General features: G+C 66.8%; 9 protein-coding genes and 1 pseudogene. 5 read left to right on the top strand and 5 right to left on the bottom strand.

The features are described 5' to 3' along the window. Positions 1-100: 100 nt before the first annotated feature. The 3 genes from L1080_RS36275 to L1080_RS36265 all read left to right on the top strand — a co-directional run bounded on the left by L1080_RS36275 (position 101) and on the right by L1080_RS36265 (position 4,553). The gene (locus tag L1080_RS36275) at positions 101-1,117 is read left to right on the top strand and encodes a magnesium and cobalt transport protein CorA (protein WP_250773608.1); all 1,017 of its coding nucleotides are present in this window, start codon (positions 101-103) and stop codon (positions 1,115-1,117) included. Positions 1,118-1,350: 233 nt separating this feature from the next. After that, complete coding sequence (locus L1080_RS36270; protein WP_250773909.1) at positions 1,351-3,879, top strand: sensor histidine kinase; 2,529 nt, start codon at positions 1,351-1,353, stop codon at positions 3,877-3,879. Continuing rightward, positions 3,876-4,553, top strand: a complete 678-nt coding sequence (locus tag L1080_RS36265; RefSeq protein WP_250773606.1) for a response regulator — start codon at positions 3,876-3,878, stop codon at positions 4,551-4,553. Before L1080_RS36270 ends, L1080_RS36265 begins: the two co-directional genes overlap by 4 nt. A 128-nt stretch (positions 4,554-4,681) precedes the next feature. Here L1080_RS36265 and phoU read toward each other — a convergent pair whose 3' ends face one another. The 3 genes and pseudogenes from phoU to L1080_RS36250 all read right to left on the bottom strand — a co-directional run bounded on the left by phoU (position 4,682) and on the right by L1080_RS36250 (position 7,078). Then, positions 4,682-5,329 carry a phosphate signaling complex protein PhoU gene (phoU, locus tag L1080_RS36260; protein ID WP_250773604.1) on the bottom strand — a complete coding sequence of 216 codons (648 nt, stop codon included), beginning with the start codon at positions 5,327-5,329 and terminating at the stop codon, positions 4,682-4,684. A gap of 166 nt (positions 5,330-5,495) precedes the next feature. Beyond that, positions 5,496-5,620, bottom strand: a pseudogene (locus tag L1080_RS36255) (DUF3703 domain-containing protein); the annotation flags it as partial. Positions 5,621-5,953: 333 nt separating this feature from the next. After that, positions 5,954-7,078, bottom strand: a complete 1,125-nt coding sequence (locus tag L1080_RS36250) for a helix-turn-helix transcriptional regulator (protein ID WP_250773602.1) — start codon at positions 7,076-7,078, stop codon at positions 5,954-5,956. A 110-nt stretch (positions 7,079-7,188) separates the two neighbouring features. Between L1080_RS36250 and L1080_RS36245 the strand changes: the two genes are divergently transcribed. Further along, positions 7,189-8,208, top strand: coding sequence for an acetylserotonin O-methyltransferase (locus tag L1080_RS36245; RefSeq protein ID WP_250773600.1), 1,020 nt, complete (start codon positions 7,189-7,191; stop codon positions 8,206-8,208). 28 nt (positions 8,209-8,236) lie between these two features. Then, positions 8,237-9,364 (top strand): flavin-containing monooxygenase, encoded by a 1,128-nt coding sequence (locus tag L1080_RS36240; RefSeq protein WP_250773598.1) that lies wholly within the window; start codon positions 8,237-8,239, stop codon positions 9,362-9,364. A gap of 188 nt (positions 9,365-9,552) precedes the next feature. Here L1080_RS36240 and L1080_RS36235 read toward each other — a convergent pair whose 3' ends face one another. Together L1080_RS36235 and L1080_RS36230 are read right to left on the bottom strand one after the other, a co-directional pair. Further along, positions 9,553-10,803: a zinc-ribbon domain-containing protein gene (locus L1080_RS36235; RefSeq protein ID WP_250773596.1), complete on the bottom strand. Its 1,251-nt coding sequence runs from the start codon at positions 10,801-10,803 to the stop codon at positions 9,553-9,555. A gap of 249 nt (positions 10,804-11,052) precedes the next feature. After that, positions 11,053-11,814, bottom strand: a complete 762-nt coding sequence (locus L1080_RS36230) for a hypothetical protein (RefSeq protein WP_250773594.1) — start codon at positions 11,812-11,814, stop codon at positions 11,053-11,055. Positions 11,815-11,942: the final 128 nt, after the last annotated feature.

The raw sequence follows: 11,942 nt of genomic DNA, 5'->3' as shown, positions 1-11,942 counted from the left end.
GGCCGGATATCGGAAGCAGCCGCCAATTACGCTCGACCTCGGCACACGCGGGCATGTGTTGGAGGGTGCGGCGGCTTCGGTCGCCAGGCAAGGAGTGGACATGACGATCGTGGACAACGCGGTGTATGTGGACGGGATCCGGGCCGCGACCCCCGACACCCTCGACAGCACCTACGAGATGCTCCGGGAAAAGGAAGGGATGGCCTGGATCGGGCTGTATCGCCCCGACCGGGGCGAGATCGACTCGGTGGCCGACGAGTTCGCGTTGCACCACCTGGCGGTCGAGGACGCCATCACCGCCCATCAACGCGCCAAACTCGAACGCTACGACACCATCCTGTTCGTGGTGCTCCGGCCGGCCCGCTACCTCGACGACGTCGAGAAGGTCGAGTTCGGGGAACTGCACGTGTTCGTCGGACCCGATTTCGTCGTCACCATCCGGCACGCGGAATCCCCGAATCTGGGGAAGGTGCGCCACCGCATGGAACAGGAACTGGGCCTGCTACGCCTGGGCCCGGAGGCGGTACTGTACGCGATCTTGGATCAGGTGGTCGACGAGTACGAACCGGTCATCGCCGGCCTCGAGAACGACATCGACGAGATCGAGGATCAGCTGTTCACCGGCCAGGCGTCCGTCGCCCGCCGGATCTACGCCCTCTCCAGCGAGGTGATCGAGTTTCAGCGTGCCACGCACCCGCTGGTGGGCATGCTCGAGGCGCTGCAACGCGGTTCGGAAAAGTATCACGTCGACCTCGAACTGCAGCGCCGTCTACGCGATGTGCACGACCACACGATCCGTATCTGTGAGCGAGCCGATTCCTTCCGGGCCCACCTGCAGACCGCGCTGACCGTGCACGCCACCCTGGTGGGTCAGCAGCAAAACGAGGAGATGCACCGACTGACCGAGGCCAGTCTCGCGCAGAGCGAGGAGGTCAAGAAGATCTCCGCCTGGGCCGCGATCCTGTTCGCCCCCACCTTGGTCGGCACGATCTACGGGATGAACTTCGACCACATGCCGGAACTGCACTGGGCGAGCGGGTACCCGCTCGCGTTGTCCCTGATGCTGATCACCTCGGTGCTCCTGTACACGGTGTTCAAACGCCAACGTTGGCTGTAGAGAAGGAAACCCGCCCTCTTGATCTCCCAAGCACCGTGCGGCCCCTGGCCGCACGATAGTTCCCGCCGCCCACCGCGCGGTCCTCGACACGATGCGGGGTGGCGCAGTGAAGCCGCGGGTGAACGTCCTGACCCTGAACCTTGCGCTCGGGTTGACGGCACCTTACTGCACCACCCCCGCCGCTGGCGGATGATGACGACGTGACGGGCAGTAGGCGGGTCGTCGGGCCGCGGATGAGCGACCGCGGACTCACGCAGCAGAGCAGCGACAGCGGACGCGGGCAGCTGCGCATCTACCTCGGCGCGGCGCCCGGTGTCGGTAAGACCTACGCGATGCTCGGTGAGGCGCACCGCCGACGTGAGCGGGGCTGCGACGTGGTGGCAGCGGTCGTGGAGACCCACGGCCGCACCCGCACCGCCGCCCAGCTCGCCGACCTCGAAGTGACCCCGCCGAAGCTCATCGAGTACCGGGGAACCATCGGCCGCGAACTCGACGTCGACGCAGTGCTCCGAAGGCGGCCGGCACTCGTCCTCGTCGACGAACTCGCCCACACCAACACCCCGGGCAGCGTCAACGCCAAACGCTGGCAGGACGTCGAACAACTCCTCGCCGCCGGCATCGACGTGCTCTCCACCCTCAACATCGCGCACCTGGAAAGCCTCAACGACGTCGTGCAGCAGATCACCGGGGTGGCGCAGCAGGACACCGTGCCCGACGAGATCGTCCGCGCGGCGGCCCAGGTCGAGCTGGTCGACATCACCCCGGAAGCACTGCGGCGCAGGCTCTCCCACGGCAACGTCTACGCCCCCGAGAAGGTCGACGCCGCCCTGGGTAACTACTTCCGGACCGGCAACCTCACCGCGCTGCGCGAGCTGGCGTTGCTGTGGGTGGCCGACCAGGTCGACGCCGCCCTGGCGAAATACCGGGCGGAGAACCAGATCACCGACACCTGGGAAGCCCGGGAACGAGTAATCGTCGCCGTCACCGGCGGCCCCGAATCGGAGACCCTGGTGCGACGCGCGAGCCGGATCGCATCGCGGTCGAGCGCCGAACTCGTCGTCGTGCACGTCGTCCGCGGCGACGGACTCGCCGGGGTGTCGGCGTCGGAGATGGGCAAGGTACGCACCCTCACCGCGAGCATCGGTGCGAGCCTGCACAGCGTGGTCGGCGACGACGTACCCACCACCCTCCTCGACTTCGCGCGTGCCGCGAACGCCACCCAACTGGTCCTCGGGACATCACGGCGGTCACGGTGGGCACGGATCATCGACGAGGGCATCGGGGCCACCGTGGTGCAGCAGTCGGGGTCGATCGACGTGCACCTGGTCACCCACGAAGAAGCGCACCGTCCGTGGCGGCTCGCGCCGGTGGGCTCCCGCCCGCGGCGGCTGACGGCGTGGCTTGCCGCCGTTCTCGTCCCCGCACTCGCGTCGCTGGCCATGAGCTTCGTCGACCACTGGTTCCACACCGGTGGGGAAGGCGCCCTGTTCTTCATCGTCGTCCTGCTCGTCTCGCTGCTCGGTGGTGTCGCGCCCGCCGCGCTGTCCGCACTGATCTCCGGCCTGCTCCTGAACTATTTCTTCACCCCACCGCTGCACAGTTTCACGATCGCCGAGCCGGACAACTTCATCATCACGGTGGTCCTGCTCGTCGTCGCCGTGGCCGCCGCAGCCCTCGTCGACGCCGCCGCCACCCGGGCACGCGAGGCCCGCCGCGCCTCACAGGAAGCCGAACTGCTCGCCCTGTTCGCCGGTTCCGTGCTGCGCGGCGCCGACCTCGACACACTGCTCGGGAAGGTCCGGGAAACGTACGGACAGGAATCGGCCGGCTTGCTGTCCCGGTCGGGGACCCTGGTCAGCTCGGTGGGGCTGAACCCGCCCCCCAGCATCGACGACGCCGACACCGTGTGCGAGGTGCACGACGGCGAATACGCACTTGCCCTGCGCGGCCCAGAAGTCCGCGCCCGTGATCGCCGGGTCCTCCTCGCCGTCGCCAACCAGGCCGTCGGCCTCCTCCGGCAGGACGAACTCGCACGCGAGGCCAGTGCGGCGCGCGCACTGGCCGAGGCGGACCGGCTGCGACGGTCACTGTTGTCCGCCGTCAGCCACGACCTGCGCACCCCCCTCGCCGCCGTCAAGGCCGCGGTGTCGAGCCTGCGCAGCGAGGACGTCGCATTCTCGCCCGAGGACACCGCCGAACTCCTCGCCACCATCGAGGAATCCGCCGACGCGCTCACCGCCCTGGTGGGCAACCTGCTCGACTCCTCGAGACTCGCCGCCGGCGTGGTCACACCGACACTGCGTCCGGTATACCTCGACGAGGTGGTGCACCGCGCCCTCGTCGGCCTCGGCATCGGCGGGCGGACCGGAACGCGGGTGCGTGAACGCGTGCGGGTCGACGTCGGCGCGGTGACGGCCCTCGCCGACCCCGGCCTGCTCGAGCGTGTGGTGGCGAATCTGGTGGACAACGCCGTGCGCTACGGCGGGGACTCGGTGATCCGGGTCGGTGCCGCCACCGTCGGGGATCGCACCCTCCTCACGGTCGCCGACACCGGCCCGGGTGTGCCACGCGGACAAGCGGACCAGTTGTTCGAGCCGTTCCAGAGGTCGGGGGACCGCGACACGACCAGCGGTGTCGGACTCGGCCTGTCGGTGGTGCGGGGATTCGTCGAGGCAATGGGTGGCAGCATCTCCGCAACGGACACACCGGGAGGTGGACTCACCATGGTCGTCGACCTGGCCGGCGCGGAAGGAAAGGCATGACACGCATCCTCGTCGTCGACGACGAGCCACAGATACTGCGTGCGCTGCGCATCAACCTCACCGTGCGCGGGTACGACGTGGTGACCGCCGCCACCGGGGCGGATGCGCTGAGCGCAGCGGCCGAAAAGCTGCCGGATGTGATCGTCCTCGACCTCGGCCTCCCGGACCTGGACGGCACCGAAGTGCTCGCCGGACTGCGGGGATGGTGTCCGGCGCCCGTCATCGTCCTGTCCGCACGCACCGACTCCGCCGACAAGGTCGACGCCCTCGACGCCGGCGCCGACGACTACGTCACCAAACCCTTCGGCATGGATGAATTCCTTGCCAGGGTCCGGGCCGCCGCCCGCCGTGCCACGGCGGTGGACACGAGTGAGCCTGTGGTGCAAACGGACTCGTTCACCGTCGACCTCACCGCCAAAACCGTCCGGCGCGGCGACGCCGAGGTACACCTGACCCCCACCGAATGGGGGATGCTCGAAATGCTCGTCCGCAACAAAGGCAAACTCGTCGGACAGAAGGAACTGCTCCGCGAGGTATGGGGTCCGGCATACGCCACCGAAACCCACTACCTACGCGTCTACCTCGCCCAGCTTCGCCGCAAACTCGAGGACGACCCCTCCAAACCCCGACACCTCATCACCGAGGCAGGGATGGGATACCGCTTCCAGGCATAGCTATCCAGCGAGTCAGGTGCCCCGGAACGGATTTCCAGTCGTGAGCTACCCGGCGGCTTCCGAACGCGAACCGGCACACCGCCGCCTGGCGGAAGTTCCCCCCGCCGATCGTGACACCGATGCACAACTTATTGCGCCATCGGTTCTCCGGTCACCAGGAAGATCACCCGGCGGCCGACCACCACGGTGTGGTCACCGAACCGTTCGTAAAACCGGCCCAGCAAGGTCACGTCGACGGCGACAGTGACGCTGTCGGTCCAGGCCGGATCCTGAATCAGCTCCAACAGCTCACGGTGCAGACTGTCGAGCTCGTCATCACGTCGATCCAGTTCCGCGGCCAGCTCCGGATCTCGGGTCCAGAGCACCTGCTCGGCCAGGCCCGCCAACCCACCCGCCAACCGGCCCATCCGCCCGAGGAGTTGTTCGGCCTCACCAGAGGTGACGTGATTCGGATACCGGCGACGCACACTTTCCGCCACATGCTGAGCCAACCCACCCATCCGGCTCAGGTCCGCCACCAGGTGCACCCCGGTGATGACCTGCCGCAGATCCCGCGCGACCGGAGCCTGCAACGCCAGCAGCGTCATCGCCTGCTCCTCGCACGGCCCCCGCAACGCCTCGATCTGCTCGTTCAGGTCGAAGACCCGCTCAGCCGCGGGCAGGTCCGCCCGCACCAGGGCATCGGTCGCCACCTCGATCGCCTGGCCTGCCAGGTGACACATCGACGCCAACCGGTCGGTCAGCGCATCGAGCTGGTCCTGAAACTTAGTCCGCATGGGATTCATCCTGGTGCACATCGGTCTGTTCGGATAACTGGAGGACGAGGATGCTTCGAGGGGCTGGCTAATGGGCGGATCCTTGATCGGGTGGGCCCCCCTCCTCGTCGCTCTCGCATCGACAGCACGCATACCGATGTTGTTTCCTCCCAGAGCACGCCGAAGCGCTTACCGAACCGAAGGCGGCGACGACGATCCACGGCACCTGGCCAAGCGCTTCCCGTCGATCGCGTTGCCGCAGCGCCAGCGCGAACATGGCCACATGGGTTGCAGCCATGGATCCGGCTGGGACTGCAAAGTTGTCGAGATTAGATCGTTTTCGACACCGCGCTGACCAGCACATTCTGCGGCTCACGGCGATAAGTGGAATTGATTTTCGCGGCTTTATATGGCGCTGCCTTTCCGGACTCGCGGAGCCGGCTGTTGGTCGTGTGAATTGGGATGGGCTTGCAGGACGAACCGAGGGAATCGGGGCCACCTCCGTTCGCTGCGGCGGTGACAGAATGTGCGAGGGGCACCTTCCTGGTCGACGACACACTGTCGGTGAGCCAGCGTCGTGGAAGGAGAGATGGTTCGGGCGGTGAACCTTCTTGGTTGGCGCGCCATTGGCCGTGTCCGGCGGATTCAGTTGATGCCCTTCGCCCACCATCCGGATGGCGGAGATGCCGCAAGCTCCCAGCGTGGCGCGTAGTGCTCGAGGAATATCTGCCCCACCAGTTCCCCGCGGCTACGCACCCCGGTCTTGTCGAAGATCGACTTCATGTGGTCTTGAATTGTGTAGATGGATAACGACATTGCGTGCGCCATCTCCCGTGTCGATCGCCCTTGGATGCACAGCGCAGTGAGATGGCATTCGCGTTGGGACAGTCCGTAGGCCATGGCAATGACGGGCGCGATCTCCTGCGGCGTCGCGGGTTGGATGATGACGGCGGTGCGTCCGTCTTCGACGCCGGAAAGCCTGGTCCCGTACAGCAACAGCCAGGCGCCGGATCGCGTGCGTACCCGCGAGCGCGCGGCAAGTTCCAGCGGATCGGTGCCCGGTTCGATCGCCCGCGCCCGGGCCGCGATGGCCTGCACGACCTTCGATTCGAACGGCGTCGACGGCGCCGGGACCTCGACAATTTCGTCGATCCAGCGTTCCGCGGCGGGTGAGACCGATTCCGGGTTGCCCGTGGCGTCGAAGACCACCACGCCGGGGCCGTAGTCCACGGTCGTCACGGCGGCCTCGACCTCGTGGAGCATCGAACGTCGCAGACCGGTCGCGAGCGCGGGCGCCAGCGCGGCGATTGCGCGGACGTGCTCGGCGGTGTACCACGGCGCGCCCGCATCGCGCAGGAATGCCGCTGCACCCCAATAGACCCCGTCCGACACCAGGGAGACCCGCAGCTCGTCGCCGATTCCGTACGCCTCGTGCGAACGGTGCCGTGCACTGCGGGACAAATCTCCGTGGGTATCGAGACTCAGTGCACCCGCCAGGCGGCCACTGTGCGCAAGAAACGCCCACTTATCGACGTCCTCGACCTCGTATTCGTAGTGCGCCAACCAGGATCCGGAACACCCAACGTTCCGGTTGACGCTGCCGGTGAACAGGATGGTGCCCGGGTCGACGGTGTGCCAGCAGCAGCGGTCATGTGGGATCACCGTGCGCAGGGCCTCACTCATTCGCGCGCTGTACCCCACCCAGTCCAGCTGGTCGGCGGCGGCACGCGAGATTTGATCGCGGACGGGTGGCAGCAAGCTCTGCGCCATGTCCCGCAGTGTATCGCAGCAGGTCAGGGCTGCCCACCCCCAGAAATCTGGGTGAATTCCCCAGAATTGAGGGATATGACGGGAGAACCGACAACGACGACGCTGGTTTCATGACGATGACAGCCCCTACCTCCGCCGAAACCGACCACGACCTGCCTAACCCGGAGCCGATCATGCAGCTGGCGTCCGGGTTCATGGCCGCCAAACACCTCTTCGCCGCCAGCGAACTCGGTTTGTTCGAGGCGTTGGGCGAGGGCCCCACCGACCTGCATGGCCTGGCCGCCCGCACCGGGCTTACTGCCCGAGCCACCCGGATCAGCGCCGACGCCATGGTCGCGCTGGGTATGCTCGAACGCCGAGGCGAACAGTATGTCAATACCGAGACGGCGGCCGCGTTCCTCGCCGGCGGATCGCCCGCCGACCTGCGTCCGCTGCTGCGGTTCTGGGACAAGATCAGCTTCCCGGCGTGGGAAGACCTGGCCGGCGCACTCGCCCGCGGGCCGAAACGCCAGATCTTCGACCTCGACGCCGCCCTGCAACCCATCGCCTCGATCGGTATCGAGGCGTTTTCGGCCGGCCCCTCGCTCGCCCTGCCGGACACGGTCGATCTGTCCGGCAGTCATCGACTCCTCGACATCGGCGGCGGCACCGGCTCCTGGTCCATCGCGGTGGCGCGCCACTGCCCGCAACTGAGCGCGACCGTGTTCGAGCTGCCGGCGGTTGCCCAGATCGCGCAGGACCGCATCGCGTCGGTCGGGCTGGAGGGGCGAATCGACGTATGCGCCGGCGACGCGATGGCCGACCCGCTGCCCGCCGGATACGACGCCTTCCTGGTCGCGAACCTGGTGCATTACTGGTCGCCGGAGCAGAATCGTGCGCTGCTACAACGCATTCGCGACGTCGCCTCACCCGGCACCACGCTGCTGATTGCCGACTTCTGGACCGACCCCACCCACACCCAGCCGGTCGCGGCCGCCCTGATGGCGGGCGAATTCGCGGCCTTCCTCGAACACGGCGACGTCTACAGCGTCGGAGAAGGGATCGCCTGGCTGCAGGACACCGGCTGGCGCTACCGCGACCATCGCTCGCTCACCGGCCCGATGAGCGTCATCGTCGCCGAAACCGCATGAAAACAAGACAACACCCAAGGAGCACACGATGAGCGAGCATCAAGTCGCAATCGTCGGTGCCGGCACCTCCGGGGTCGCGGCGGCGGTGGCCCTCGCCGACCGTGGCATCACCCCGGTGCTGATCGACCGAGCCGACCAAGTCGGTTCGTCGTGGCACTCTCGTTATGACCGGCTGCGACTGAACACCGGCAGGCAGTTCTCCCACCTGCCGAACCGCCCCTACCCCAAGGGCACACCGACCTTTCCCACACGGGAACAGGTGATCGAGCATCTCGAGCGGCACGCACGTGCGGACGGGATCGAGCTGCGCCTGGGCTGCCCGGTGGAACGGCTCGACCTAACGGACGGGCACTGGCGGTTGACCACCGCTGCCGGTTCGGTCGACGCTGCCGAGGTGGTGGTCGCGACCGGCTTCGATCATGAGCCCTTCGTCCCGGACTGGCCCGGACGCGGGGACTGGCGGGGCGGCCTGGTTCATTCCTCGCAGTACCGGAATCCCGCGCAGTACAACGGGAAACGGGTCCTCGTGGTGGGAGCGGGCTGCTCGGGCATGGAAATTGCCTACGACCTCGCCACCGGAGGCGCGGCAAAGGTTTGGCTTTCGGCTCGCACGCCGCCGAACATCATGCTCCGCCAGGGACCTGGTGGCATACCGGGAGACTTCATCGCGACGCCGCTCTACCATGCCCCGATCCCTATCGCGGACGCAATCGCTCGGTTCGGCCGGGAGAGGAGCATCGGCGACCTGCGCGAGTTCGGATTACCGATCCCCGACGAGGGGATCTTCGCCCGCAGCGCCCGCCTCGGCGTGGCACCGGCGATCGTCGACAAGGAACTCCTCGCCGCGATCCGAGACAGGTCCATCGAGGTCGTTCGCGGAGTCGAGTCACTCGACGCGGACAGCGTGTGGCTGGTGGACGGTGTGCGAATCGACCCGGAGGCGATGGTCTGCGCGACGGGGTTCCGCCAGGAACTCGAAAAGCTGGTCGGACACCTCGGCGTACTGGACGAGCGAGGTTGGCCACACGCCACCGGTGAAAAGCCGGCCGCCGAGAGGTTGCGTTTCATCGGGTTCGTGCCCAGGCCGTCGCAGATCGGGTTCGCGGCGAAGCAGGCTCGCCGTGCGGCCCGAGCGATCGCACGGGAACTGCGGTGAGCGTCGGTCTGCGCGGAGATGGCCGACCGATCAGATCCCCCCACACACACGTTCATGAGACATCACTGACCGTTGACCTTTACCCAGGTCGGATGTGCCTGGATCCCGTGAGCTCATTGGCGCGCGATCAGAGCTCGACTGCACGAGTCCTCACTGCGGAACACCGGTCGTGCTGTGGTCGCGTCCGCTCACGGCTTGATGACGCCGTAAGCAAGGGGATTCGGTGTATGCAGCGGGTCAGGCTTACCGATGAGAGGGTGATCGGTCATTGGCTCACCGAGAATGGCCAGGCCGCCGCGGTGCAGGGTCAGTCCGGTAATCGATGCCACCAGCACAACTGTCTTGTCGTGCACCATGAGCACGATCGTTGATGCAGCGACGTGATCAGCCCGGAACTTCCACACTCCGCGTCCCCGCTCCCACAATTCCTGCGGCGTGAGCTCTGGAGCGTAACCGACGTGCGTTCGGCCGAGGGGGTCATCGCTCTCGGCGGGTGAGGATTCGTCGAGGGTGACCCGTAGGGCCGTTATCCGTGGTGGGAGCTGCTTCGGGCGGAATCCCCGTAGTTCAGACACTGCCCCTTTGTCGCGGTTCCGAGGAAGGTGGATGAAGGCGGGATAGTGCCTGTGCGCGAGGTTGACCGGAGGGAACTCACCGGTCGCGGAGAAGCGTTGTCGCTCGACGAATTGCACGCGCCGCTCGATATCGTCCGGTAGGGCTGTGTCGAGGATGTCGAAGCCGAGCTTCTTCAGCGCCCATCCGACCCCGGCAGTGTGCCGGCCGGGAAGATGTGTGGAACGAAATTGTCCGGCATCCTCCGGCACGGCCGAGTGCATCTCCTCCCGATAGTCCTGCGGCAGCGCGTCGAGGATGCGCAGCATGCACGCGCCGAGCACGGTCGATGTCGGACAGCTCGTAGTGGAACGATGCTCGACAGTCGCAATTGCGACGTACACGCTGACCATCCGCACGAAATATGCCTCCACCAGCGGGAAAATCTCTTCCCACCAGTCGACGGTGTCGGCCGCCGTGCCGCAGAACAGGGCGTAGAGGGGGCTGTCGTCGAGGATGCGGACCGCGGCCGCAGCCGAATCGTCGAGCGCGCCGAGGATCAGGCGGGTGTGCTCTGTGACCTCGCACTTGTCGCACGGGTGGGCGAGCACACGAAAGGTGGTTTCGCTGGGCAGGAGTCTGCGGTGACCGCAACTGTGCACGATGCAACCCGGGGCGATGCAGTACAGGCAGGCGTGGGGGTCCCCCTTCTTCCACGTCGCATGCGATCGCCGTTGCAACGGTGTATCGCGCCACTCGTGACCGACAGGGCATCGCCACCACAGCATCTCCTGGGACGAGTTCGGGATCGAATCGAAATCGACCCCGACATTGCGGGTCGGATGTAGTTGGCGAAACAACTCTGGGTGCTCATCTTTGAAACGCACACGCCCCCCTCGAGGCTCACCATCGGTATCAACACCCTCTTTCTATCAAGGCCCTCATCCGCCACCGTCCGAGACGCTCGCACACATCCGAAGGTGAGAGCACATCGCCGTATTGCGGCGAGCGTGGACGGGGGCGTTGTCTCCTCGGCGCCGATCGCGACCACAATGGCGCACCCCAACCGGTCCAGAGGAACGAAGGGCGCGCATCGGCTCTCCCCGGGGTCGGCGGACAATTTCGCGTCGGTTTCGTTACTCGTCCGGTGCTGGTGGCGGGGACGCGGCCCGGAGCTGCTCGAGCGTCAGCGACACCGCGGCGGCACGGACCACACCGAGCCCCGACCGTGCCACGCGGAGCGCCTCGAAGGCAGTCGACATGCCCAGCGCCCACGGCGCCGACTCGACCGGGGTCAGCCCACACCGCCCGAAGTGGTCCGCCAGCCGGCCGATGGCGCTGTCGAGCGCGGTGATCTGCGCGGAGTCCGCGTCGGGATCCGAGTCGAAGCCGGCGTTCGGGTCGGGGTCGGTGCCGAGCACCGGGTAGGGCCACATCAGCACCATCCCGGTGGGCAGCATCCGATGAATCGTCTCAGTCACCAGCCACAGACCCAGATCGTGGCCCCGCAGCGGTTCGGTGACGAACGCGATATTCGGGATCAGGACCGCCTCGGTGACAACGGTCAGGGTCTCGAACTGTTCCTCGACCTGCTCGGCGAGTTGATTGCCGTCGAACAACCCGGCCAGCATCTCGTGATCACCATCGAATTGGTCCAGGCACAACGCGATCGGATCCTGCGTGCCGAGACGGATCACCGTGAAGTCGAGTGAACCGACGACCACGTCGTCGGCGTCGTCGATGTCCACCGTCATCACCAGTTCGGCGAACCAGTCCAGACACGCGTCGAGGTCGCTGTGGCCCACACTCCGGAACCGCACCCGCGGCGCAAACAGCTCGACCGTGCCCTGGCCCTCTTCTTCGGCCAAATCCGCCAACGCGGCCAGCGACAATGACACCAGAAGACCTCCTTTCATCGGGCGTACCGAGTCCGAACCCTGCCACTATCGCGCATCACCGTGCCGTGGCACCGAACAACCCCGGCCGCGCCCACGGAGCTCCACCGCGACCGGGTGCCGCGTACGGC

The organism is Rhodococcus sp. MSC1_016, assembly GCF_023667485.2.
GTDB lineage: Bacteria > Actinomycetota > Actinomycetes > Mycobacteriales > Mycobacteriaceae > Rhodococcus_F > Rhodococcus_F oxybenzonivorans.
The sequence above is the reverse complement of the archived record's forward strand: the minus strand, read 5'-3'. Positions and strand labels throughout refer to the sequence as shown.